The sequence below is a fragment of the Paraburkholderia solisilvae genome (genome assembly GCF_902859875.1).
GTDB classification, from domain to species: domain Bacteria; phylum Pseudomonadota; class Gammaproteobacteria; order Burkholderiales; family Burkholderiaceae; genus Paraburkholderia; species Paraburkholderia solisilvae.
Window position 1 is genome coordinate 101,702 of record NZ_CADIKF010000016.1, and the last position, 25,444, is coordinate 127,145.

At 61.9% G+C, this 25,444-nt stretch carries 21 protein-coding genes and 1 pseudogene; 10 read left to right on the forward strand and 12 right to left on the reverse strand.

What is annotated here, in order from left to right; translation table 11 throughout:
- Positions 1-308: 308 nt before the first annotated feature.
- Positions 309-1,481: an amidohydrolase family protein gene (locus HV675_RS12375; RefSeq protein ID WP_175111199.1), complete on the reverse strand. Its 1,173-nt coding sequence runs from the start codon at positions 1,479-1,481 to the stop codon at positions 309-311.
- A 240-nt stretch (positions 1,482-1,721) separates the two neighbouring features.
- On the opposite strand from HV675_RS12375, the gene HV675_RS32755 reads away from it, so the two are divergent.
- The 5 genes from HV675_RS32755 (at position 1,722) to HV675_RS12395 (ending at position 7,275) form a co-directional block, all read left to right on the forward strand.
- Positions 1,722-1,847, forward strand: a complete 126-nt coding sequence (locus tag HV675_RS32755; RefSeq protein WP_281364050.1) for a hypothetical protein — start codon at positions 1,722-1,724, stop codon at positions 1,845-1,847.
- Positions 1,848-2,318: 471 nt separating this feature from the next.
- A complete protein-coding gene (locus HV675_RS12380) occupies positions 2,319-2,879 on the forward strand; it encodes a (2Fe-2S)-binding protein (protein WP_175111200.1) in 561 nt (186 codons plus the stop codon).
- Between the two features lie 10 nt (positions 2,880-2,889).
- Complete coding sequence (locus HV675_RS12385; protein WP_175111201.1) at positions 2,890-3,894, forward strand: FAD binding domain-containing protein; 1,005 nt, start codon at positions 2,890-2,892, stop codon at positions 3,892-3,894.
- A gap of 19 nt (positions 3,895-3,913) precedes the next feature.
- The gene (locus tag HV675_RS12390; protein ID WP_175111202.1) at positions 3,914-6,154 is read left to right on the forward strand and encodes a xanthine dehydrogenase family protein molybdopterin-binding subunit; all 2,241 of its coding nucleotides are present in this window, start codon (positions 3,914-3,916) and stop codon (positions 6,152-6,154) included.
- A 311-nt stretch (positions 6,155-6,465) separates the two neighbouring features.
- The gene (locus HV675_RS12395) at positions 6,466-7,275 is read left to right on the forward strand and encodes a lysophospholipid acyltransferase family protein (RefSeq protein ID WP_175111203.1); all 810 of its coding nucleotides are present in this window, start codon (positions 6,466-6,468) and stop codon (positions 7,273-7,275) included.
- Between the two features lie 50 nt (positions 7,276-7,325).
- Here HV675_RS12395 and HV675_RS12400 read toward each other — a convergent pair whose 3' ends face one another.
- Both HV675_RS12400 and HV675_RS12405 read right to left on the reverse strand, forming a co-directional pair.
- The gene (locus HV675_RS12400; protein WP_175111204.1) at positions 7,326-8,372 is read right to left on the reverse strand and encodes a sensor domain-containing diguanylate cyclase; all 1,047 of its coding nucleotides are present in this window, start codon (positions 8,370-8,372) and stop codon (positions 7,326-7,328) included.
- A 319-nt stretch (positions 8,373-8,691) separates the two neighbouring features.
- Positions 8,692-9,003 carry a DUF4148 domain-containing protein gene (locus HV675_RS12405; RefSeq protein ID WP_175111205.1) on the reverse strand — a complete coding sequence of 104 codons (312 nt, stop codon included), beginning with the start codon at positions 9,001-9,003 and terminating at the stop codon, positions 8,692-8,694.
- A gap of 609 nt (positions 9,004-9,612) precedes the next feature.
- On the opposite strand from HV675_RS12405, the gene HV675_RS12410 reads away from it, so the two are divergent.
- Entirely contained in the window at positions 9,613-10,701 is a 1,089-nt protein-coding gene (locus HV675_RS12410) for a helix-turn-helix domain-containing protein (protein WP_175111206.1), read from the forward strand.
- A gap of 211 nt (positions 10,702-10,912) precedes the next feature.
- Positions 10,913-11,113 carry a copper chaperone gene (locus HV675_RS12415; protein WP_175111207.1) on the forward strand — a complete coding sequence of 67 codons (201 nt, stop codon included), beginning with the start codon at positions 10,913-10,915 and terminating at the stop codon, positions 11,111-11,113.
- Positions 11,114-11,165: 52 nt separating this feature from the next.
- Here HV675_RS12415 and HV675_RS12420 read toward each other — a convergent pair whose 3' ends face one another.
- The 8 genes from HV675_RS12420 to HV675_RS12455 all read right to left on the reverse strand — a co-directional run bounded on the left by HV675_RS12420 (position 11,166) and on the right by HV675_RS12455 (position 21,820).
- A complete protein-coding gene (locus HV675_RS12420) occupies positions 11,166-12,188 on the reverse strand; it encodes an ABC transporter substrate-binding protein (protein ID WP_175111208.1) in 1,023 nt (340 codons plus the stop codon).
- 295 nt (positions 12,189-12,483) lie between these two features.
- Entirely contained in the window at positions 12,484-13,620 is a 1,137-nt protein-coding gene (locus HV675_RS12425; RefSeq protein ID WP_175111209.1) for a phosphatidylinositol-specific phospholipase C1-like protein, read from the reverse strand.
- Between the two features lie 93 nt (positions 13,621-13,713).
- Positions 13,714-15,984 carry a GH92 family glycosyl hydrolase gene (locus HV675_RS12430; RefSeq protein ID WP_175111210.1) on the reverse strand — a complete coding sequence of 757 codons (2,271 nt, stop codon included), beginning with the start codon at positions 15,982-15,984 and terminating at the stop codon, positions 13,714-13,716.
- 62 nt (positions 15,985-16,046) lie between these two features.
- Positions 16,047-18,272 (reverse strand): TonB-dependent receptor, encoded by a 2,226-nt coding sequence (locus HV675_RS12435; RefSeq protein WP_175111211.1) that lies wholly within the window; start codon positions 18,270-18,272, stop codon positions 16,047-16,049.
- 97 nt (positions 18,273-18,369) lie between these two features.
- Positions 18,370-19,116 carry a TonB family protein gene (locus tag HV675_RS12440; protein WP_175111212.1) on the reverse strand — a complete coding sequence of 249 codons (747 nt, stop codon included), beginning with the start codon at positions 19,114-19,116 and terminating at the stop codon, positions 18,370-18,372.
- A 25-nt stretch (positions 19,117-19,141) separates the two neighbouring features.
- Positions 19,142-19,489, reverse strand: coding sequence for an ExbD/TolR family protein (locus HV675_RS12445; RefSeq protein ID WP_246270210.1), 348 nt, complete (start codon positions 19,487-19,489; stop codon positions 19,142-19,144).
- A 44-nt stretch (positions 19,490-19,533) separates the two neighbouring features.
- On the reverse strand, positions 19,534-20,139 hold the full coding sequence (locus HV675_RS12450; protein WP_175111213.1) for a MotA/TolQ/ExbB proton channel family protein: 606 nt from the start codon (positions 20,137-20,139) through the stop codon (positions 19,534-19,536).
- A gap of 658 nt (positions 20,140-20,797) precedes the next feature.
- Positions 20,798-21,820 (reverse strand): ligand-gated ion channel, encoded by a 1,023-nt coding sequence (locus tag HV675_RS12455; protein WP_175111214.1) that lies wholly within the window; start codon positions 21,818-21,820, stop codon positions 20,798-20,800.
- 311 nt (positions 21,821-22,131) lie between these two features.
- Here HV675_RS12455 and HV675_RS12460 point away from each other — a divergent pair, with 311 nt between their 5' ends.
- From HV675_RS12460 to HV675_RS12470, 3 genes are all read left to right on the forward strand, one after another.
- Positions 22,132-23,187, forward strand: a complete 1,056-nt coding sequence (locus HV675_RS12460) for an ABC transporter substrate-binding protein (protein ID WP_175111215.1) — start codon at positions 22,132-22,134, stop codon at positions 23,185-23,187.
- Positions 23,188-23,336: 149 nt separating this feature from the next.
- Positions 23,337-24,356 (forward strand): ABC transporter ATP-binding protein, encoded by a 1,020-nt coding sequence (locus HV675_RS12465; protein ID WP_377700754.1) that lies wholly within the window; start codon positions 23,337-23,339, stop codon positions 24,354-24,356.
- Positions 24,353-25,240 (forward strand): ABC transporter permease, encoded by an 888-nt coding sequence (locus HV675_RS12470; protein WP_175111217.1) that lies wholly within the window; start codon positions 24,353-24,355, stop codon positions 25,238-25,240. Before HV675_RS12465 ends, HV675_RS12470 begins: the two co-directional genes overlap by 4 nt.
- A 69-nt stretch (positions 25,241-25,309) precedes the next feature.
- Here HV675_RS12470 and HV675_RS32450 read toward each other — a convergent pair.
- Positions 25,310-25,444 (reverse strand): annotated as a pseudogene (locus HV675_RS32450) (amidohydrolase family protein); the annotation flags it as partial.

Here is a 25,444-nt window from a genome sequence, read left to right on the forward strand (position 1 = left end):
TGCCATGATCATGCAGTTTGTGTCCTTGTGCGGTCAGTATTGCTCTATTACGCAGCAGGATGCGCGTCCCCGGACTGCCAGGGCATCGGGATTTTCTCGTAGTGCGGTATCGCTACTGCACGGCGCCGCGCACGGCTAACGTTCCGCCACACGGTGGCGGAACGTTAGCTCGAACCATCGGCCACTATCGCTGCATGAGCGGCAATACCGACCACGCCGCATAAGCGATGCAGCGTGAAAATTCTGCCGCGCGGCGTTGTGATTGTCGACGCAAGTTGCACTTCATATGCGAGAGCCTGGCGGAATTCCTATGCCGTCGGCGCCAGCTTGAGTTTGAAGAGTTCAACCGCGTTGGCACGCCCAATCCGCCATTTATCGGCATCACTGAGTTTCGCCGCGTCAAACCATTGGCCGCCTTGAATCATGTCCATCCACGGATAGTCGGTCGAGAAAAAGACGCGATCGCGGCCGACCAGGTTCATGACTTCGAGCGTCGCGGTGGTGTCGAAAAAGCCCGCGGTCGTATAGAGGAAGTTCGTTTTCAGGTAGCTGGTGATGTCCTGCTTGAGCTTCACGCGATGAGCATGCCTTTCATAAACGGCCGAAATCCGCCACGCCATGAAAGGAAGAGATTCCCCGAGATGGCCAAGGCAGATACGCAAATTCGGGAACCGGTCGAACAGGCCGCTGGTGATGAGGCGCAGCGCATGCGTTGAAGTCTCCACCAGGTACGCCCAGGTCGCTGCCAGCAGTTCCGGATGGTCACGGAACATCAACTGCTGGCTGCGCACGGGATTGCGCGGGTGCAGGTACAGCGGCACATTGAGATCCTGCACGCGCTCCCAGAAGGGTTCGTATTGAGGTTCGTCCAGAAACGTGACGCCCTCGTCGGTGCCTATATTCGAGAAGCTATTGACCAGCGGCGCATGAAATCCCAACTGGTGTACAGCGCGTTCCAGTTCGTCCGCCGCAGCTTTCGGATCCTGCATGGGTAATGCCGCGAATCCGCCGAACCTGGCGGGGTGCTGGTCGACAATGCGGCGTAGTTCGTCGTTCGCAAACTGTGCATCGCGCACGGCCGCGGCCGGATCGGTCTCACCCTGGATGCCGGGCGTATTGAGAGAAAGAATCGCATACTGAATTCCGGCGCGGTCCATGGTTTCGATGCGCTGTGCACCAACGTCAAGCAGCAGGTCATAGACCGACGTTTCGCCTGTGACCTTGGTGTCGCCGCGAACGACACGGCTAAAATGCGATGTCATGTAATGCTCTTCGAAAGCCACTTTCCACGGCCGTGACGGGATGTTTACCACCTCGTCATCTGCCGCCGCGCCCGGCTCGGCGGTTCGCGCATCTGCAGCCGGCGTGGATAGAAGCGTTCCGCCGAGCATGGCTCCCGCCATGCCGAGCATAAACGCGCGACGCCGCGTTCCCTGCATTGTCTCGTCGAATTCCGGATCCGGATTGTCCGCTTCAAGCATGAATGTCTCCTTGGTTATGCAGGGAATAGTCAATGGAGAGGCCGTATCCTCCCAATTGACGGCGCGTTTGGACTGTTCTTAAACACGCGCCGGGAGACGCTATTCCATTACTGATCGTTACCGTGGCTTGCCAGTTGACGGTTAGCTTCACGGCTGATTTTTCGTGTCAACTCATCGATTACGTTTGGCCCAGACCCTGGATGCAGGCCAGCGAGTTTTCGTGACGAAGGCGAAAGCAAGGTGGAAGAACCGGTCGCGCTGCTGTTGCACGACATCGCTCATTGGGTCGAAGACCACGCGCGCGATCTGCCGGCGTTCATTGAAGCGCTCGAACCGGGTGAGGTTGTGGTCACCGGCGGCTTTTGAATGAGAACATGGCAAACCACGAGGCCGATCGATCACCGGCGCACGTCGGGTCGGGAATACATATGACAACAGCCGGTTCGAGACTGTTTCGATTCGAGCAGATGCGCGTGCATGGCATGACTGGCCAATCCGGCGCGCTCGGGGCATGAAGATAGCTGATTTGCACCGCTGACAAATTCAATCAAACTGGCGGAAGGTCAGGCATCGCGTTTGCTTAGTTTCGACGGAAGTACATCGCATCCTCATGCTCAGCATTCAGATAGTCGTCAAAGAGTCGCCCCGACTGCAAACCGCGACCTATACTTTTCGCTTGCCTCGACCAACGCCAATTGGCGCGACGCACGACCCGCAGCACGGCTGCACACCCCCATTGCCCCGATCGAGGGAAGGTCGTTCGCGCTGCTGTTGCCGGCGCAGCGCGGCTGAGCGCCCGGTCGTTTCTTGCGTCTGCCTTCTAAAGGAGTCCGCTCGATGCAACATACCGCTACCCGTCCCGACGCCTCGGCGAATCACACCGTGGATGAGCGCCGCGACAGCGAATCGCGCAGCACCACTCATACATCGACGCTGACCATACCGGTCGAACTGTCGGTCAATGGCAAAATCTACGCACTCGCGCTCGATCCACGCACCACGTTGCTGGACGCGTTGCGCGAGCATCTGCATTTCACGGGCACCAAGAAAGGTTGCGATCACGGCCAGTGCGGCGCCTGCACCGTGCATGTGAACGGTCGCCGCGTGAATGCATGTCTGTCGTTGGCGGGCACGCACGAAGGCGACGAAATTACGACCATCGAAGGCATCGGCGGTCTCGCTGCGCTGCATCCGATGCAGCAGGCATTTGTCGAATGCGACGGCTACCAGTGCGGATACTGCACGTCGGGGCAAATCATGTCCGCGGTTGCGCTGCTCGATGAGCCGGTCGGGCCTGCCGACGCCGACGTGCGCGAAGCGATGAGCGGCAATCTGTGCCGCTGCGGCGCCTATCAGAACATCGTCACGGCGATCCAGCGCGTGCGCGATAAAGCTTGAGGACGCCGCCATGGAACTCTTCCAGCTCTCACGTGCGAACGACGTGCGCGACGCCATTGCGGCGGGCGCCGCGTCGCCGACTGCACAACACGGCGCGCAGGTACGCTTTCTCGCCGGCGGCACGACGCTGCTCGATCTGATGAAACTGAACGTCGAGCATCCGGGGCGCGTGGTCGACATCAGCCGCCTGCCGTTGAACGATGTCGAAGCAACGCCTGACGGCGGTGTAAAAATCGGCGCGACCGTGCGCAACGCGGACCTCGCCATGCACCCGCTCATCCGCGACCGTTATGCCGTGCTGTCGCAGGCATTACTCTCGGGCGCTTCCGCGCAATTACGCAACATGGCGACGACGGGTGGCAACCTGCTGCAGCGCACGCGTTGCGTTTACTTTCGCGATACCGCAATGCCGTGCAACAAGCGCACGCCTGGTGCGGGCTGCGCGGCGATCGGCGGCTTCAACCGGACCATGGCGATTCTCGGCACGAGCGATGCGTGCATTGCGAGCAATCCCTCTGACATGAACGTCGCCCTGACCGCACTCGACGCGACGATACACATCGAAGGCATACGAGGCTCCCGCCACATCGCGATCGACGACTTTTTCCTGTTGCCGGGCGCGACGCCGCAACGCGAGACGGTGCTCGAACCCGGTGATCTGATCACGCACGTCACGTTGCCGCCGCTTCCCGAGGGCAGCAATTCGCTGTATTTGAAGCTGCGCGATCGCGCGTCGTACGAGTTCGCACTGGCGTCGGCCGCTGTCGTGATCAAGGTGGTCGATGGACGCATGGCGCATGCACGTGTAGCGCTGGGCGGCGTCGGCACGAAACCGTGGCATTCACGCGAAGCCGAAGCCGCGCTACACGACGCGGTTCCCGATGCCGCGACCTTCGCCCGCGCCGCGGACGCGGCGCTCGCCGGTGCGCGGCCGCAGAGCCAGAACGGCTTCAAGGTCGAGCTGGCGCGCCGCTGTCTCGTGCATGCGTTGACGCAAGCCACCCGCACTGCCTGACTTCGAAGAGGACTTCACCATGTCCACCGTGACTGACAGCCTGCTGTCCGTGATCGGACAGCCGCAAGCGCGCGTCGATGGCCCGTTGAAGGTCAGCGGCGCCGCGACCTATACGTCGGATGTCGATCTGCCCGACCTGCTGCATGCCGTGCCGGTATGCAGCACGATCGCGAGCGGCCGCATCACGTCGCTCGAATTCGCGACCGCGCAGGCGATGCCCGGCGTACACGCCGTGCTTCATCGCGGCAATATCGGCCGCTTCTACCGGATCTCGGGCAATTCGATGGATACGGGCTTCGTCGATGAGGCGCGTCCGCCCTTTGAAGACGATGTGATCCGCTACTACGGTCAGTACGTCGCGGTCGTGATTGCCGATACGTTCGAAGCGGCGAGCGCCGCTGCCGCGACCGTGAAGGTCGGCTATGAAGTCGCACGGCACGACGTCAGCGACGAACTCGACAGTGATGACGAGCCGAAAGTCGAAAGCGAGCGCGGTGACGCCGCACGTGCGTACGACAGCGCACCCGTCAAACTGGACGCGACGTATGTGACGCCTGTCGAAACGCACAATCCGATCGAACTGCATGCGACGATCGCGCACTGGGACGGCGATGGCTACACGTTCTATGAAACGAGCCAGGCGGTGTCGAACCATCAGGGCACGCTGATGCAGATGCTCGGCCTGCCAAAAGAGAAAGTGCGTGTGATCTCGCGCTTTCTTGGCTCGGGCTTCGGCGGCAAGCTGTGGATGTGGCCGCACTCGCTGCTCGCCGCCGCGGCATCGCGGCATACAGGGCGGCCCGTCAAGCTCGTCGTCAGCCGCAAGATGATGTTCCAGAATGTCGGCCATCGTCCGGTGACGCAGCAGCGCATGCGGCTGTCCGCCGATCGTGACGGCAAGCTGACCTCGATCCGCCACGAGTATGTGAACCATACGTCCATTGCCGACGACTATCAGGAGACCTGTGGCGAAATCACGCCATTCCTGTACAGCGTGCCGAATCTGCGTGTGACTTCCGGCCTTGCAAAACGCCATGTGGGCTCGCCGACCGCGATGCGCGGGCCGGGCGCGGTTCCCGGGCTCTATGCGCTCGAATCGGCAATGAACGAACTGGCGAGGGAACTCGACATCGATCCCGTCGAGTTGCGCCTGAAGAACGAACCGCGCGTCGACGAAAGCACGGGTCTGCCGTTCTCGTCGCGCCACCTCACCGAATGCCTGCGTACCGGCGCGGAGAAATTCGGCTGGGCGCGGCGCTCGCCCGACGTGGGTTCGATGAAACGCGATGGGCTCACGCTCGGCTGGGGCGTCGGCGCGTGCGGTTGGCCGGGTGTGCGCTTTTCGGCGCAAGCTTCGGTGAATCTGCGCGCGGACGGCACGGCGCGCGTGGTGTGCGGCACGCAGGATATCGGCACGGGCACCTACACGATTCTCGCGCAACTCGTTGCGTCGCAAACGGGTTTGCCGCTCGACATGATCGACGTCGAACTGGGCGATACGACGCTGCCGCTGGGGCCGATCTCGGGCGGCTCGGCGGCGACGGCGTCGGTCATTCCCGCGGTGTTGCAAGCCGCGCGTGCGGCCGTCGATATCGTGCTTGCGCGTGCCGGCGCGCTCGCCGATTCGCCGTTCAAGGGCGCGAAACCCGAAGAGCTCGGGTTCACCGCGGGCCGTGTGCATCGCAAGGGCGCTGCGCCCGAAAGCGGCGTGCCGTATGGCGCGATACTCGAAGCGGCGAAGATGTATTCGGCGTCGGGCAGCGGCAGCGCACAAGGCGGCTTCGACGATCCGCTGAAAAAGGAGTATTCGATTTACTCCTACGGCGCGCACTTCGCGGAGGTGACATGGCAGCCGGAGATTGCGCGGCTGCGTGTGAGCCGCGTCGTCACGGTGATCGACGCGGGACGCATCCTCAATCCGCACGCCGGGCGCAATCAGATCGAAGGGGCGGTGGTGATGGGTGTCGGCATGGCGCTGTTCGAGCACACGATGTATGACCCTCGCAACGGTGCGCCGATCAACAGCAATCTCGCCGATTACATTATCGCGTCGCACGCGGACAGCCCGGCACTCGATGTGACCTTTCTCGATCACCCCGACACGGTGTTCAACGAACTCGGTGCGCGGGGGATTGCGGAAATCGGTCTGGCGGGCATCGCCGCGGCGATCACCGATGCAGTCCATCATGCGACAGGCGTGCGCGTGCGCAAGCTGCCTGTGATGATCGAAGATCTGCTAACCGCGAAGCCGGTCGCTTAAAGCACGCGCCGCGAACTTCGCATTGATGCAATGCTAACCGACATGCGTTTCATGTGACGTTTGCTGCGACGATTTGCGTCGCAGCAAACGAAGCAATGGCGCAGATGGATCGACTACACAATGCGTAGAACTTCGCGATGAAAGCGGTACGAACACAGCCAGGTCGCTTTCAGAAGGCCGTATTTCAGCATTCTGTCAGATCAGGCCGGTGACATCGAAAGGCATCCGTTCCGCGGTGGCGGCCGCGGAATATATCTGCGCGACGAAGTGTTTTGTCTTGGCGTTCATCACTTTGTCACGATATGAAACAGATGCAAGCAGTCCCGCTCACGAGTCGAGCGTGGCGCCGCCCTATCCATAGCTGGCTGCGCATTTTCATTCTGCTTTTTCTCCATTTCGTTTTTGCCTTCGTCGTCCTGCTCGCAATATATCCGTTTGTGAACACTGACGGACGAATGCGTCTTTACGCGCATTGGTGCAGGAAATTTTTGAAGATAACGGGCGTTACTGTTTTCAGATTTGGTAGCGAAATAGCGGATCGTGGATCATTGCTGGTCGCGAATCATGTTTCGCTGCTGGACGTATACGTGTTGAATTCATGCCATCCCGCCTCATCGCTCGCCAAGAAAGAAGTTCGCAAGTGGCCGGTGGTCGGCTGGATGGCCTCACGCCTGGAAACCGTGTTCATTGACCGATCAAATAAAAGACAGGTAATTGAATGTATCGTGGAGATCTCTGAAAAAATGAGATCCAGGATTTCCTTCTGGGTTTTCCCTGAAGGAACGCGGTCAAGAGACGGTGTTAAAAAGTTTCGCTCAGCCATCTTTCAGGCCGCGATAGATTCTTCCTCACCTGTTTACCCCGTGTCGGTCTTTTACCCGTCGATGTCGAAAACATCCAATAGTGAATTCGACGCGCAGGAGTCGGACTTCAAATCGATCCTGAAGATGCTCCATACCATGCGTAGACCCACCGTGTACGTGTTTGTCGGAGCGGCCATCGGCGGGCAGGGCAAGCGCGATGAATACGCAGCATGGGCCGAACAGGCCGTGAAAGAGGGATACGAGCGCTTGCGTGTCAGCGCCGACGTGAAACTGGCGGAGCTTGAAGCGAACCGCTGAGGCTGCGCGTTGCGCCGCGTCGACGGCACAAGGGCGAAAAAAGCAGCGCTTCAGCGCGAATACGCTTTAAAGGCTTCCCCTTGCATCCCGGCTCGATCGACCGCGGCGATGCGGTTGCGGCCGTTCTCTTTTGCGTGATACAGCTGCGCATCGACCAGATTCACGAACGCCGTCCGGTCCGTGCGACCGGTCGGTACGATCGTGCCCACTCCGAAGCTTGCGGTGACGCGTTGCTGGTGCGGTGACCGTACGTGTGCGATCGCTTCTTCCGCGATCAGCGTACGGCACTGTTCCGCAATTCTGACAGCAGTGTCGGCCTCGGTGTTGGCCAGCACGAGCACGAATTCTTCGCCGCCGAAGCGACCGAGAAAGTGATCCGGGCCCGCCGCTTCGCCTAGCAGACGTGCGACGCGCTTCAGGCATTCGTCGCCCTGCAGATGACCATAGTAGTCGTTGTACGACTTGAAGAAGTCGATATCGACCATGATCAACGAGAGCGCCTTGCCCGATTCCTGCGCCGCGGACCATGTACGCTCGATCACCTCATCGAACATCCGCCGATTGCCGGCGCCTGTCAGGCTGTCATGGAACGACAGATGTTCGAGCTCTCTTTGCAGTTGGGCAAGCTTTTCTTCGGTACGCTTGCGTTCACTGATGTCGAACATGAATCCGATCAGGGCTTCCACGTCGCCCTTGTCGTTGCGAACCACGTGCACCACGTCTCGCAGCCACACGTAGCCGCCGTCGCGTGTAAGCGCACGATAGTCGGCTTCGTGATCGGTGCCGGCTTTCGATTGCGCGACGCAAAAATTGACCACGGCTTCGCGGTCGTCCGGATGCATCCGTTCGGCCCAGTCGTTGACCGTTTTCCACGTCGACGGAGCCCAGCCCAGCAACGCTTCGATCTGCGGACCGATATAGGCGAACTCCATCGTCGCCCAGTCGATCTTCCATGGGATGGCTTTGGTCGATTCGAGCAGCGTGCGGTAGACGGCGCTGTCATCCTCGCCGGGCACGCGCGACGACGGCGCGAGGGTGGAGTCGTGCTGCAGGAAGGCGGCCTGGAGCGCGCTCTCCGGGTGACCGTGGTCCGTCATGATGGCCTTGCGGTGGTTGGCTGAGGGTGTGCGATGTCTGGGAGCGTGACGCCAGTCTGCATCTACGGCAGCGAAGCGCGGCTTCTGAAGGTGGCCACGGGTTTTCCACTATGACGGCGGTCGGCCGCTATCGTTTGGCCGGTCGTTTCGACAGCGGCCGGCGGATTTTCCGCGGACCGACGGCTAGCGAAGGACGCTGTGGCCGATGCTCGACATGCCTGACGAGCGAGCTGATTGTGAAGTCGTGCCGGTTCCCACTATTCGCGACTAGCCAGCGCAGTTTGCTTCGGGGCCGCGAGCCAACGCGGCGCTATGCGCTTCAATCGGGCCGGGTCTGCTGGCATTCCGCCTGGTACCAGCGATCGACCTGACGCTGTGCCGTCTGCAGATCCTCCGGATAGTATGGGTCGAAGCCCCATGACGGGTGGTAACCCGCTTGCTCCAGCGCCGCCAACTCGCTCAGATTGAGCTCGTGTGTGCGAGGCGCGTTATTCCTGAGCGCGGTGAGATCGCGGCATTGCGTTGCGCTCAGATGCGTGCGCGGACCTTGCTCGGTGCCGCCTGCGGCACAGCCCGCAAGCGAGAACACTAACGCGCAAAGCATCAGCCAGATTTTCGATGGATTCTTCATGTCGTGTCTTCCTTCATCAGACAACGCTCATCACAATCGGGAGCGTTAGCCGGGAGACCAGGGGCAAGCGGGGCGCGTGGGAACGTAACGCGCCACCGCGGCCCGCAAGAATCCGGATGGAACAAAATAAACGTGTCTTTACTATTGTGAGCCAAAACTGGATACGACGATCGAAGCGCTAATACCCGGCATCGCGATCTATCCGGTGATGTGCGTCGCGCAGACGAGCGGTTGCGATCTGCGGCGCCCCTTTTGCACGGCTCAAACAGCCGTCGAGTCCGACAACCGCGCTCAGCGAGCGCGACACATTCTGCGCGACAGCGACGTCCCGTTCCCATCATGCGAATCGCGCTTTTTATTCTTTTTTTGCATCGCGCCGGGTAGCCTTTGCAAGGATCGTGAAATCGCTATCGCAGCGCGCAGAAGCTTTAGTTGAACCATGTAAAGCTTGAAGTCAAGCGAGTGGGGCGCGTTCCAATCCCACGTCGCCGGAGTTGCGCTTCGATGCAGTAGGTTGATGTCGGCGAATGATTGCCCGCGCAATCTGGATTATTTCCACCGTATGGCGGGCATTGCACGGCTCCCGGTTCGCAAAGGAGATAGATCGAAGTGGATGACCGGCTTGACGAGCATACCTGGAATGGCACACCGATGTGCCGCGGCGCCTGGGTCGACGCGATGTCGTCGGTCGGCTTGCAGTATCGATTCGCTTCCTCGCACTCGGGCACGTCAACCCATCACAGCACGCACGCCGGTCAGAGCGTTATCGTGGACCTCGATATCGCGTGGCAGTCGGCTTCGCCAATCGTGCGTTGCGGCGACGACGAACATCTGTTTGTGCAGGTTGTCAGAAGCGGGATGAGGCGGGTTGAACAGCGAGGGCAAACGATGACGTTCGGGCCCGGCGATGTGGCCGTACTCGACCCGCTGGCCTGGTACGACGCGTCCGTTCGCGAACGCACGCGCATGTCGATCCTGCGCATTCCGAGGTCGGCGTTGCGCGAGCGTGGACTGCGGCACCGCTTTCCAGTCGTTTGCTGTCCGGATCGGGCGTCGCCGGATGTCTGCGCGGTACGCGACTTCGTGCTGAACGCGGCGTCGCAGGCCGGCAAGGCAAGCGAACCCATGCTGGCCCGGTTTGGCGACCAATGCCTCGATCTGATGGATGTGCTGATCAACGATTGCAGCGGAGCGGTTTCGGCCCGCTCGACTGCCGTTACCGCGCTGCGCGCGAAACAGCTGATCGCACGCCACATCGCGGATCCGGATCTGAGTGCCGCGCGCATCGCTGCCGAGCTGCACATGTCGACCAGCAGCCTCACGCGCGCGTTGCAAGCCAATGGGTTGTCGGCGATGCGTTACGCGTGGTCGCTGCGAATCGAGCATGCGGCGCGACGGTTGCGCGCCGACGCGCCGCATGGCGCGATCAAGGCGATTGCGTACCAGTGCGGCTTCACGAATCACGCTCACTTCAGCCGCGCGTTCAAGGCTCGCTACGACATGACGCCACGCGAGTATGCGGCAAGCCACAAAACGGCGCGTAGCGAGGCAGCGCAACAGACGCAGACGTGCGGTGCGTCAGGCTTGCCCGACGTGCGAAACGAACTACAGGCGCCGTTGCGCGGCGAAACCGTCGAAACCCTTTCAGCAGTGCGAGATCCTGAACGCCTTCACGCGATGGCCGGAAATGAACATTAAATGTCCGAAAACCGCCAACGCCACGCTGTCAGGGACAACCCGCAGAACCTAAACTCTTCTCATGGGCGGTCCAACGGATTGCCGATTCTGCCGGCAAGAGATCAAGTGGAACGCGCCGGCCAATTTTCGGCCTGAGCTGGCGCGGACCGTACGGCACTCAACATGGTCTTTTTCCGCGATCGGACGCCGCCATTTACCGGAGAAGCGACAAATGAAATTCTCAGTGAAAAATGAAATTCGCTCTGACGATATCTCGACTATCGAACACGCGATGAAGACCGTCGACGCCGACGCGCGAGTCGACGTCGACATTGATGCAAAGACGGTCAGCGTGGATTCGTGGCTGATGCCTGAAGAGTTTATCGTCGCGTTCGTCGATGAAGACTATGACGTGACCATCGCCGAGGCGTAGCGAGGCTTAGCGAGACGTCGACCGGTCTGGCGGGAACACGGGCTGCGCCCGCTCAGCTACCCGGTTCGGCATAGGCTTCCGGAAAGAAGAAGTCCTTCCACGAAGCAGCCTTGTTCTTCAACACGCCGATCCGGTTCAACTCACTCGCGTAAATGAAGCTGCGCTGCGGCGACACCGTGAATTCAATCTCCGGATCGTTGACGATCTTCTGAACCAGCGGCAGCGGAAGGGTCGAGTGCTCGACGCGGAGATAAGCCGCCGCTGCGGCGTTCCTGTCGCTGTTGATGATGCGCGCGGCTTCGACAAGCGCGTGGTAGAACGCGCGGTAAGTGCGCGGATTTTCGTCGTGGAATTTCTGGGTCGTGTACAGCACGTTGAACGTCGCTTTTCCGCCTAGCGTGTCATACGAGCTCAGCACTTTGTGCACGTTCGGATGCTCGAGTTCCTGGTACTGGAACGGAGGGCTCGAATAGTGCGCGTCGACTTCCGTGTGGCCCGAGATCAGCTCGGCGGTCGCATCGGGATGCGGCAGGCTGACCGAGATGGCATCGAAGCGCTTGTAGTCGCTGTCGCCAAAGACCCTGGCCGTTTCGATCTGCAGCGTGCGCGACTGGAATCCGACGCCGGCCGCCGGCACCGCAATGCGGTCCTTGTCGGTAAAGTCCTTCAGCGTCCTGACGCGTGGATTGTTGGTCAGCAGGTAGTTCGGCATCGAACCGAGCGACGCGATCGCCTTGACGTTCTGCCGCCCGCGCGTGCGGTCCCACACGGTCAGCATCGGCGGAACGCCGGCCGACACCACGTCGAGCGCGCCGGCAAGCAATGCTTCGTTCATGCCGGTCGCGCCCGAAATCGTGCGCCACTCGACCTTGATATCCAGACCTTCCTGCTTGCCGTACTTTTCAATCAGATGCTGATCCTGAACGACATCGAGAATCAGATAACCGATGCCGAACTGCTGGGCGATGCTGATCTTGCCTTCGGCGTGCGCAGTGCACGCGAGGAGCGCAGCGCTGCTGACGATAGCCGCACGCGCGGCATGCCTGTTTATCCAGCCCCGGATAGCTTTTTTCATGCGCAGTTCGAAATGCGTGATGGCCGCTGATGCGTCGTTGAACGGGCAGCCGACGCTGGGCGCCGTCGCTCGATGATCGCGCGACCATTTAGTGATGTCGTGAAGCCCGCCAGCTTACCGGCCGGGATGCGCAAGGACAAATGGCGATTTGGAATATGCATTGCCGGCAGGCGGGATTGCACGCGTGCCGTGGCTTTCAGGAGGTGCAGCGACCGTTGCGACTGCAACGGTCGCGTCCGTTTCAGGTATCGTCGTCGGAACCGGCATGCGCGAACCTCATGACGATTCCGCTCGCCTAGTGCGTCTCGAGTTGCGAATCGAGACAGGAGCCCGGCGCATTGACGAGGTCGCATCGCGCAGTCACCGCTCCGGGCAACTCGACCTTGAAACCCGTCGGCGCCGGCTCCGCGCCCGGGTAGTCCGTGCTGAGGATCTGCGCGCCGCTGGCGAGCGCGAGGTCCCGGCGCGTCGTATCGTTGCGCATCGCCTCGATCGTCCCGTCATCGGTTCTCGTCCGGATCAGGTAGCCGTCGTGCACCAGTTGTTCGATATGCGCGGCGTCGGGCGTGTTGACCTCGATAAACGCCCCATCGGGCGCGCCCGGTGTCGAATTGGTGAATAGCACGCGCCCGGCGAGCGACGGATGTCCATCGCGATAGGTTGCCGCCATTCTCGGCGGGTCGAGCAGAAACACGACTTTTCCACGCGTTTGCGCGAGCGTCGGCCAGCCGTCATGCGTTATCGCTTCGTTGAGCGACGCATGCGTGCCCCGTACATCATCGGGCATCACGATCTCATTGCGTGCGAACACGGAGAGAATCTCGCGATCGAGCGCATCGAAGGTTGCACTGTCAAAGGGCTCCGGCACAACGGTGGGGAGCGGCCATTTAGTCGTCAGCGCGCGGTCCTTGGGCTCGATCAGAATGTACAGCGGCACATGGTGCGGGTGCGCCATCGACCATGCGCGGATTTCCCGCAGACATGCGGTGAACGGTTGGCACGCGCTGCGATAGTCGAGATCCTGCACGTGCATGACCTTGAAGCCGGGTTTGCGCATCAGGTTCTTCGGATCGAACGGCGGGTCGGCCGGCAGTCCGGCGGCCTTCACCATCCGCGGGCCGGCCGGGTCGGCGTAGCGGCCGCCGGCCTTATCGCTAAACACGTCGATTTCGAGCTGCCGCACGCCGCCCGTCAACTGCGCGGTCAGCGACGGATGCTGATAGCTCAGCTCCGGCAACTTGTCGGGGTGATACATTTGCCACACCTGTCTGTCGCCGGGCGCAATGCCGGCGTGGTAGCTATTGTGCGTGCCGATGACCTGAATCTGGTTCATATGCACGGTGTCGTCCGCGCTTGGCGCTTGCGCGTGGCAAAGCGTGGAAACAAGCGCGAGGCCGCCAAGTATCAGGCGTCGATCAAACGGCAATTTCATAAGGCATCCTGTACAGAACAATTGAATCGCGATGACATAAAAGGAAGGATCGAGCCGCGGCCGATTGCTCGATCCATGCCGGGAAACGCTGCTTCATGGGTGAGGCGACGCCGCCGCACAAAGCGGCGACACCGGGTCGGAGAGTGACGGCGGCGGCACGCGTGTGCCCCAGGCGGTCGGCGTCGAGCCAAGCGTCAATTCGAGTGTTCCGCCGTCGGCGATCTGCGCATGACGGAACCACGCCTGATCGAGCGGCTTGCCGTTGAGCGTCGCCGACTGGATATAGCGGTTCAAATGCCCGCTATCCAGGTTCCGCGTGACGATGCGGAACACCTTGCCCGACGGCATATCGATCTCCGCTTCGGGGAAACTCGGCGTACCGATCAGATAGACATCCTGGCCGGCGTTCGGATAGAAGCCGAGCATCTGGAATATCAGCCACGCCGACATCGCACCGGAATCGTCGTTGCCGGGCAGGCCCGCGCGCGAATCGTTGAACGGTTTTTCGAGCTGATCGACAATGCGGTCCGCCGTCTTGTCAGGCCGGCCAGCCCAGATATAAAGCATCGGCAGCAGAAAGCCCGGCTCGTTCGTCATGTCGAAGTGCTTGCGGTCAAACAGCGTGTCGAGCCGGTGAATAAAGGCCTGTTTGCCGCCCGAGATGCGGATCAGCCCGCGCACGTCTTGCGGCGCGTAGAGCGAGTAGGTCCAGATATCGCCTTCGTACTGGAAGTCCGGCCAGGTGCCGCGCACCTTCAGATCGGGCGCCGCCCAGCTGCCGTCCACATTGCGCGGCCGGATGAAGCCGGTCATGCCGCCAACGGACAGACTGGTATCCCACAGGTTCGCCCAGTTGCCCGCGTGCGCGGCATAGCGTCGGGCCGCCGCGTCGCGGCCCAGTCCGCATGCGAGTTCCGCGATGGCGTAATCGTCGTACGCATATTCGACGGTGCGCGATCCGGAGCGCTCGTCGGCGTTAGTGACGTAGCCCTTGCTGTTGTAGTCGGTCAGACCGCCGCGGCCTTCCATGCGCGCGTTGGCCGGCGGCACCTCGGCGTCCTTTTGCATCGCCGCGAACGCCGTCGGGTAGTCGATGCCGGTCATGCCCTTCACGTATGCGTCGGCCACCATCACGTCCGCGTTACTGCCGCCCTGCGTGCGTCCGGTGGTGTTGCCGCTGCGCGCATCGGGCATGTAGCCTTCGTGCCGGTAGATATCGATCAGCGAACGGATCGAGTCGCGTTCGCGGTCCGGTGCGATCAGCGTGAGCAGCGGTCCTGCCGAGCGGAACGTATCCCAGATCGCGTAATAGTCGTCGTAGTAAGGTTCTTTCGATTTCCACAGCGGGTTCTCGCCGGTTCGATCGGACGGTACGAGCATCGCGTGATACATCGCCGTGTAGAACTGGCGGCGTTGCGACTCGGTGGCGCCGCTGATGCGCAGCGGCGACAATGCCTCGTTCCACGCCGCAACCGCGGCGTCGTGCACGGTGTCGAAGCTCCATCCGGGCGTCTCGGTCATCACGTTGCGGCGGGCCTGATCCTCGCTCACGAACGAGAGTCCGACCTTGAGCTGGATCACCTGGCCGACGGCTGTCGTGTAGTCGAGCGATGCGCCAAGCGGCGCGTCGCGTTCGATCGACGCGCTTTGCGATGACGATAGCGTCGAGCCCGACCACGTGTGAGACTGCGCGGCCGGCGTATCGGCGACGGCGTAGAAGTACACGCGATACTCGCCGCCTTCGTTCCATCCGCCCTTATAACGCCCGACACCCGTCACTTCATGATCGGACAACACGGTGACCTTGCCGCCGACAAACTGTTGCGATTCGTCGCCGTTGCCGTGATTGAGCAGGTGGGCCACGTTGATCGTGAGGTGAGCGTCGCCGCTACGCGCGAACGTGTAGCGATGAAAACCGACGCGGCGCGTTGCGGTCAACTCCGCGAGCGTGGCGTAACGCGTGAGTTGCGTGCGGTAATAGCCGGGGCTGCTGTCTTCGCTCGACCGCGCGGACTTGATGTCCTGCGGGTCCAGCGGCCCGGTGACCGGCGCGACCAGAATGTTGCCGTACTTGCCGGAGCCGCCGCTCAGATGCAGATGGCTGAAACCATCGACGAGACCGGTGCTGGCGTAGCCGCCGCCCGCCGGTACGCCATCGATGCTTTCGACGTCGGGGCCGAGCTTGACCATGCCGAACGGCACGGTGGCGCCCAGAAAGACCTTGCCGCCCGCGTCGACGCCAAGAAACGGGTCGACCGAACTGATCGGCTCGCGCGTGTCATGCGACGCCGGAAGCAGGGGAGCATCGCTGGCCGCGGGTTGTGCCGCGTTTGCGCCAGGTCCGCTCAAACAGGCGACGGACATCAGCGCCGCCGCGGCGTTCGCCCGCATGGATCGGGATGAAAAGAAGGGATTCATGGAAGACATCAGAAGTACACGGTGGCCGACAGCGTGAAATTGCGCACGGGCAGGAAATAGAACGTCGGGTCGATCACGGCGCCATTGCCTTCGGTCGGCGAGCGCCGGTTGAACAGGTTGTCGACCAGCAGTTGCACCTTCAGACGCTTCTTGTAGCGGAACCCGAGCACCAGATCGCTGTAGTAATACGCCGGCAGCTTCGCGTTCGGGTTCTGCGGGTCTTCTCCGCTACCGGTGAAGCGCGTTCCGATGAATTTGGTCAGGAACGAGCCGAAGAACGGTCCCCGGTCGTAGAGCACGCCGAACAACGCGGTGCTGCTCGGCGCATTCGCGATGGTCAGTTGCGTCGTCTTCGACTTCGCGCTATTCAGGCTGCCGTTGGCCGTGACGGCAAAGCCGTGGCCGAGTTCATAAGTCGCTTCCGCTTCGACGCCCTTGTAGATCACGCCGCCCTGGTTGAAGAACACCGGCTGGTTGACGACACCGTCGACCGTTTCCAGCACGCTGTTGATCTCGTTGGCGAAGTCGATGTAATACACATCGAAGTCCGCCGCGAGCTTGTCGTCCTTATAGACGATGCCGGACTGATAGTTCAGCGTCTTTTGCGGATCGAGCGGCTGCTGTTGCGGCGCAAGGCTTTGCAGCACGCTGACCGGCGGCGCCTGGAAGCCCATCGCCCACGACGCGTACACGGACACCGGTTGCGTGATCCGGTAATTCGCGGTGACCGAGCCGAGGTCGGCGCTATAGTTCGCGCTGTTGTTCAGCCCGACGAAGTTTTGCAGACCGTCGAAACTGCGGTTGAAATTGATGTGCTTGTAGCCCGGCGTGATGGTCAGCCCCGGCAGCGGTTTCCATTCGAACTCGAGGAATGTCTGAGCAGTGTTGGTGATCGCCGTGTTGTTGTTGACGAGCGAGCCCATTCCTGGGTTCGTCAGGAATTGCACGGGCGTGTTGGTCCGCAGATCGACGTCCTGCTCGAACTGGCTGATCCGCGCATGCTCGAGCCAGGTGCCGGCGCGAATGGTGGTGGAAGTCCAGCCGTGACCGACATCGCCCTCGATCTTGAAGATGTCGCCCCACGAGCGGTACTGGCTCAGCGATTGCGTGCCGGGCACTCCGCCGTCGGCGAGATTCACCGAGTTGGGCGTGCGCAGCGTCGGGTCCAGGCCGCCGAGGCCTTCATCGGAAAGCGCGTACGTGTACACCTTGTTGTCGATGCGCACGACGCCGAGGTCGCTCTGCACGCCGATGTACTCGAAGTCCGCGCGCCGGTGGTCGGTGTTGTAGCCGGCGAACGCCTGGGTGTTCGGATCGCTGTTGAGGTTGCCGAAGCTCTTGCCGAACACATTGGCCGCTTCGGTCGTGATCGACGAGAAGGTATTCCACTGCACGTCGCTGACGCTCGAAAACAGCGTCACCACCGTGTTATTGCCGATCGGCTGATCGACCTTGAACGACCAGTTATTGCGCCGGAAGCCGGCGTTCTCGAGCAGGCCGTTGGTTCTGGTGTGGTCGAAATTGAGTTGCGCGGTGGTGCCGCCGGTTTGCGAGATCACACCGGAGTTGAGCGTGCCGCCTTCTTCCCATGATGCGCCGGTGCCGATCGCGCTAAACAGCTGCCCGCCCGCCGTTTGCGGCGGCGTCGCCGAAAACAGCGAAATCGTGCCGCCGAAGGTGGCGTTGCCCACGTCGCTGGCGGTGCCCGGCCCGCGATCGATGACCACATGGTCGAGCACCGCGGCCGGGAAGAACGACACGGTGGCGTGGCCGAATGCGCTCGGGTCGCCGAACGGAATGCCGTCCCACGTGACGTTGTACTGTCCGTCCTGGAAGCCGCGGATCGTGCCGCTCTTGCTCGAATAGCCCGCGCCGTTCGGCGTCGCGTTGACGACCGAAGGCGCGTACTGGGCAATCGCCAGATAGTCGGAATTGGGCTGCGCGATGTTCTTGATGAAGTGCGAGTTCAAGATCGTCTGCGGCTGCGTCGCCGTGAGCGAACTTTGTGTCGGTGCGATCGCGGTGGCCGTTTTGGCTTGCGCGTTCGGTGCATTCGGGTCTTCGTTGTCGGCGTCGGCCGCGCCGGTCGCGCCGACCTGGCCCAGATCGAGCGGTTGACCTTGCGCATTGGGTTGGGCCGGTGCGTTCGATGGGGCATCCGACGAGCCGGGTTTTTCCTGGGCATGCGCGCCTAATGCGAATGCCATAAGCGCGAGCGAAGCAGTGAAGCGCATGACGACTCCTTGCCGATCAGCAATAAGAAAAATGGGTGCCGCTCAATGCGGCGAATGGAAATGAGCTGGCCAGCCGGCGGCGACTGGCGTCGCGCGGTCAGGAAGACGGCGCGAAAGTGACGACTATTTCGAGGTTCAGCGGATGCCCCTTGAGTTCGGGAGGCGGAGCCGGGAAGGCCGCGTTGCTCAGTGCGGCGAGCGCCGCTTCATCCAGCACGCTTTGCCCCGACGATTGCACGACGTGCGGATTCGAAATCACGCCATCCTGATACCCGAAGCCGAGACGGACATGGCCCCTCAGCTTCATGATCCGCGCGGCGGCTGGATAACGGACGGCGGCCTGCACCGCGTCGCGCAGGCGCGCCTGGAATAGCGCAGATGGTTTGGCATCCGAACGTTCAGCCGGCGGCGGTGGCGCATTCCCGGTCGGCTTGGCGGCATCCTGCGCTTTCTCCTGCGCCGGCGTGGGCGGCGGCGGTGGACTGGTTGATTCGGTCGAGGGCGCCGGCGCCTTCGGCAGCTCGGGCTTCGGCACGACCGGAGGAGGCGTGTGCCGCGTAACGACTGGCTTGACCGGATGAACGGGCGGCGCCTTCACGGGCTCCGGCGGTTTCGCGGGCGCGGCCTTGGGCGGCGCGGGCAGCGGGGCCGGCGGGGCAGGCGTCGGCGCCGCGATCACGACCTTGATCGGCTCGGGCGGCTTGGGCTGCGGTTTGGGCGCGACGTGCGCAAACCATCCCGCGACAGCCGCGAGCATCAACGCTTCGATCACGAGCGAGACGACGAATGCCTCGCGCGTGGCCGTCCGTGGCCTCGCCGGATCCGGCTGGTGCAGGGTGCTCATTTCAGTGTTCCAGTCGGCAACAGGGTCATGGCTGCAATCGGGCGGCCAGTGCGATCTGCGTGACGCCCGCGGTGCGGCATGCGTCCATCACCGCCATCAGCTTTTGCACCGATGTGCGTTGATCGCTGGCGATCGTCACGGAGGTCTTGGCGGGGTCGCCTGCCGCAAGCTGATGGGACAACTCGGGCAAGCTCTCCGGCTTGCCGTCGACCTGCAGGCTGCCGTCCGCCAGCAAGCTCACCAGCACTTTCGGATGGGGCACCTCCGTCGCTGTCGAGCTATGCGGCAACTGCGACGTAATGCCGGTGTTCGGGATCATCTTCAGCATCGCGATCACGAAGAAGACCAGCAGGAAAAACATGATGTCGATCATGGGCACGATCTCGATTCGTGCCTTGCGGGGCTCCAGATATCGCATCATTTCCGTGCCCCGTCGTCGGATCCGTCCAGGCGGTTGATCAACATCGTCTTCAAGGTTTCCATGTCGTGCACGAGCAGGCGGACCCGGGTTTGCAGCGCATTCAGGAAAATCAGCCCGACGATCGCGACGAGCAGGCCGGACGCGGTTGCGACCAGCGCTTCCGCAATACCGCCGGTGATTTGCGTGGGCGCCGTGCCGGGCTGGCCGAGCACCTGGAACGAGTTGAACATGCCGATGATGGTGCCGAGCAGACCGAGCAGCGGCGATAACGTGACGGCGGTGTCGAGCAGCCACAGCGAACGGTCCATTCTCGGCACTTCGAGAAGGATGGCTTCTTCCAGCCGGTCCGCGAGCCGCACGTGATCGCGCAGTTCGGGAAAATTCAGCGGTACGCGCAGTACGCTCGCGAGCGGTTGACGATGCACGCTGCGCAGCAGGTTGTTGAGTTCCTGCATGTCGAGATGCTTCAACGCTTCGACCCGTTTGATCACGCGGCGGCCGGTTTCCTTGAGTCGCGCGAGGAACCAGACACGTTCGAGGCTGACAGTTAGCGTGACGAGGAAGAGCAGCGGCATGATGAACAGAATGCCGCCAGAGGACATGGCGATGTTAATAAGATTGCTGAAAGGCAATTAATGGCTCCGGCTAAAGAATGGCTCGAATAAGATTCCGCAGGATCACAATGATCAAGTGATTGCCGGGAACGCGAGCAACGTTAGGGTGGGCGTGTTTCAACTTTATGTCTATTTGGGATTGCGGCCGTGTTAAACGTTTTATTTCCATTTTTTTGATTTGGATAACGTATTGATTAATTCAATGAGGGTCGTGTCGTTTGTGCGCTGGATGCGTCGGGGGAAAAACCTGTTCACGCGCGGTTTTGCGTGGTTTGCGGGGCGTTGGATGGATGGCGATCTATTCCTTCAGGAGGCGCGTGATCCGTCCAGGAATTGCGTCGTGACGCGCAAGAGAACTCTTTGAAAAGATTCTCACTAAATCTGATGAATTGGGTGAAAATCTGATTCTTGGGAAAATGAAGGGCGCGGGCGTTTTGACAATGGATGTCCGTCATCCACGATAAAACGAAAGAACGTATTGATTCACGATGTTTAGCGAATCGAGGTAAACAACTTCCGGCTGTCAGTGACCGAAGCTATAAGAATGACGGCGTGATGCCTACGCATGCTCGTGCCCCGCCACACGCACTGACGCCGACTGCCGACAGCGTGGACCCGCGGCGGCGGCCGGGTTCACGGGCAGTCTTCAAACGGCGCTGATAATCAAAAACAGATTGAACGCGATAAACGACAGTGCGACGAGCGCGCCGCAGATATATTCGAGGTGCAGCGAGAACGCTTTTCCCTTGTTCGTCGTGATGGTGGCGGCAATCGTGATGATCGTCGCAAAGACGATATCGACCAGAACCGCGATGTTCAATCGATCGACGATGGTCAGATGGTGCTCGTTGCCCAGCACGTTGCTGACCGCCCGGAAATTCAGCACGACCGCAAACAGCGCCCCCGCAAGCAGCGTCATGCGCGATTCGATGAGCGGGCGGCCATCCTTGTGCAGCAAAAAGCTGACCGTGCAAAGCAGGAACGCAGCATATAAGGGCGCGGCGAGGTTGAGGAAGGTGGCGAGGCTCGCCCGCTGCAGCGTAATGGTCATTTGCAGCTTCGTGTAGTCGGAGCTGTTGCCACCCGCGGGGTCGCCGAACTTCGTCGTATAGCGGGAGGTGCTCACGTCAACTCGCTGTCCGGTGATGCGCCAGCCTTGCGGACTCGCGCCGGGCAGGTAGCCGGTGTTGTTGACGTCGGCCTCGTACAGCATGGTCGAGTTGTCGTCGACGCCTTCCTCGACGGTCAGATGCAACACCTGCTCGTCGAACGGAAATTGCCGCAGGTCCCATTCCTGCCTGAACTTTCCGATGACTTTCATCTGCCGCCAATACAGGTCGCCGTGCGCGTCCTTGCGTTTCGTGGTGCTGTCGAGCCGCCGCGTGATGGTGTCGGAGTCGACGAATTCCATGGTCTGCAGCGGATTTTTCGTGGCTGAGCGGCCGACACTCCATATCCATAGATCAGCCGCAAATGTGCCGTCCGCGGTATCGACCGCGTAGATCGACGTCACGTACATACCGATCTTGTAGCGCTCGGGCGGCGCTTTCGGCACCTGGCTGCTGGCGACGCCGGGCAGCAGGAGCAGGCCGAGCAGCGCCAACGCGCAGTACGCACCGCAGTAGTACAGCCATTTCGTGAACAGACAGCACTGGCGCGTCGGATTCATTGCGGAACTTCCCCTCTTCGGGTCCTCGAGAATCCACCGGGTCAACCCGGGGATCGACCGCAGGCGATGTGCGGCCCCCATTCGGGGACGCAAAGGGACGAGGCAACGTGTGTCAACCGTTCATCATCCGCCGGACGGCAGGCCGGTTCTGTGCCCTGGCGCACAGACACGCGGAGGGGCGAGTCGATGCGGGCGCCATCCATATGACGAGCGCCGATATGCGTATCTGTTTTGCTTCGTTGACGAGCGTCGTCGCAGCGCCGTAGATTCTGTGCCCTCGCGCACCACGCTCATCATTCACGGGGACGTTCATGTTGAATCCGTTTCGCTCGATCTGGCCGGGCGCGTCGCAGCTTGCCCGTCGCATGCTTGCGGCAGCGTTGAGCATCGTGGTTGGCGCGGGCATGCTCGGCGTCGCGCAACCCGCGATGGCGGAAGGGCAGATCCGTATCGCCGAGCAGTTCGGCGTCGTGTATCTGCTGTTGAACGTCGTGCGCGATCAGCATCTGATCGAACAGGAAGGGCGCCGCGAAGGGCTCGATATCAAGGTCGACTGGGTGCGGCTGTCGGGCGGCGCCGCGGTCAACGATGCATTGCTGTCCGGTTCGATCGACATAGCGGGGGCCGGCGTCGGCCCGTTGTTGACGGTATGGGACCGCACGCACGGCCGCCAGAACGTGAAGGGCGTCGCGTCGCTCGGCAGTTTTCCGTACTACCTCGTCAGCGACAATCCGAACGTAAAGACAATCGCGGATCTGACAGCCAAGGACCGGATCGCGTTGCCCGCAGTCGGGGTATCGGTGCAATCGCGCATCCTGCAATATGCGGCGGCGAAGCAGTGGGGCGACAAGTCGTTCGACAGGCTCGACGGCCTGACGCAGGCGATTCCGCATCCGGACGCGACGGCCGCGATCATCGCGAACAGCAGCCTGATTACCGCGCACTTCGGCAATCCGCCGTTTCAGGAGCAGGAGCTCGCCGCGAATCCGAACGCGCATATCGTGCTGAATTCGTACGACGTACTCGGCGGCCCGAGCTCGGCCACCGTGCTCTATGCGACGGAAAAATTCCGCGACGAGAATCCGAAGACCTATCACGCGTTCGTCACCGCGCTTGCACAGGCCGCGCATCTCGTCTCGGCCAATCCGCAACTGGCGGCCGACATCTACATTCGCGTCAACAATTCGAAAATCGACCGCGCGCTGCTGCTGAAGATCTTGCAGAACCCGCAAGTCCAGCTCACGATCGCGCCGCAAAACACGCTCAGGCTCGCGCAGTTCATGCATCGCGTCGGCGCGATCCGCAACGAGCCGACCGCGTGGCGCGACTACTTCTTCGACGATCCGGCGACGGCCGGCGGCAGCTGACGCCACGCGGTGCGATGGTCCGGTGCACCTGACGCGTGAGCGTCGGAACCGCCGCTTATGCAGCCGAATGCTTTCGATATGCGCATTCGTTGGTTGGTGCGGGAGCCGCATGACCGTATGGTCACGTTTTGTCCGCTGGATCGTCGAAAGTGAACGTCAGTACCCTCCGAAGCTGGAATCAACGGCATATTCAGCACGATGCCGCGACCTCAGACTTGCCGGCGGCCGCGAGTCCGCCGGCCGTCAGAGCCAATGCGGCCGACGTGGCTGACACGGCCGACGTGGCCGATACGGCCGACCTTGCCAACGCAACGAACGCGCCCTTGCAGGACGCCGGCCGCGCGAGCGCGCCGCACACCACCGGGCGCCTGCTCGCCGTCGATCGCGTGAGCCTCGAATACCGCAGCCGCGAGCGCATCGTGCGCGCAACGCATCAGGTGACCTTCGATGTTTACGGCGCCGACCGCTTCGTGCTGCTGGGGCCGTCCGGTTGCGGCAAATCGACCTTGCTGAAAGCGATCGCGGGCTTTATCGAGCCGGCGGCCGGTTCGATCTTGCTCGACGGCGCACCGGTGCGCGGTCCGGGACCCGACCGGGTGGTCGTGTTCCAGGAATTCGACCAGTTGCCGCCGTGGAAGACGGTCATCCAGAACGTCATGTTTCCGTTGCGGGTCGCGAAGCGTCTGTCGCGCGCCGAGGCGCGCGAGCGCGCGCTGCACTATCTCGACAAGGTCGGGCTCGCGGCGTTTGCGAATGCCTATCCGCACACGCTTTCCGGCGGCATGAAGCAGCGCGTGGCGATTGCACGCGCGCTCGCGATGCAGCCGCGCGTGCTGCTGATGGACGAGCCGTTTGCCGCGCTTGACGCGCTCACGCGCCGCAAGATGCAGGAGGAACTGCTGCAGTTATGGGATGAGGTGCGTTTCACGCTGATGTTCGTCACGCACTCGATCGAGGAAGCATTGATTGTCGGCAACCGGATTCTGCTGCTGTCGCCGCATCCGGGGCGCGTGCGCGCCGAGTTGAACAGCCATCAGTTTTCGCAGGACAGCCTCGGCCGCAGCGATTTCCAGCAAAGCGTTGCGCGCATTCATCGGTTGCTGTTCGACACCGATGCGACGCGACAAACCACACCGCAACCCACACCACAAGCGCAGGTGCATGCATGAGCACGCCGACGGGGGCATGGCAGCCGGCGCCGCCGGTGCGCGCCGAATACGAATTGCCGCTCGAAGCGGCAGATGAGGCAGGCCAGAGCATACGCGTGCCGCTCGTGACCCGCGTACTGAGCGCCGGATGGTTTCGCCGCGCGCTGATCGCGCTGGTGTTGATCGGGCTCTGGGAAGCGACGGCACGGGCGGTGTCGAACGATCTGCTGGTGCCGACTTTCGGCGCGACGTTGAGCGCCTTCGTGCAGGGCATCGTGTCGGGCGAACTGCTTGCGAAGACCGCGATTTCGATGTCGGTGCTGTTGCGCGGCTACGCGCTCGGCGTGGCGCTCGCTTTTGCGTTGACCTCGCTGGCCGTGTCGACGCGGGTCGGGCGCGACCTGCTGTCGATGCTGACCGCGATGTTCAACCCGCTGCCGTCGATCGCGCTGCTGCCGATCGCGTTGCTGTGGTTCGGGCTCGGCACCGGGAGTCTGCTGTTCGTGCTGGTTCATGCGGTGCTGTGGCCGCTCGCGCTCAACATGTACACGGGCTTCCTCGGCGTGCCCGCGACATTGAGGATGGCCGGCCGCAACTACGGCTTGTCCGGCTTGCGGCATGTCGTGCTGATTCTCGTGCCCGCGGCGTTGCCTTCGATCGTTGCGGGGTTGCGGGTTGGCTGGGCATTCGCGTGGCGCACGCTGATTGCCGCCGAACTGGTGTTCGGCGCAAGCGCGGGGCAGGGCGGGTTGGGCTGGTACATTTTTCAGAACCGGAACGAACTCTATACCGACCGCGTATTTGCCGGGCTGATCGCGGTAATCGTGATCGGTCTGCTGGTCGAGCATCTCGTGTTCGACACGCTCGAGCGGCTGACCGTGCGGCGCTGGGGTGTCCAGCATTGATAGGTGGCGGCGCATGCGTTGTACGCCCGCGCTCAAGCTGGAGCGAAGGCTGGAGATAAAGTCAAAGCATCAACGCCCTTGTGCAACCAGTGCGGCATGCAGGCGCGGGTACACGCGCCGCGCGTTGCCTTCGTAGATCTTGAAGCGTTGTTCGGGGTTCATCTCGGCCGCTTCGACATAGCGCTTCGTATCGTCGAAATAGTG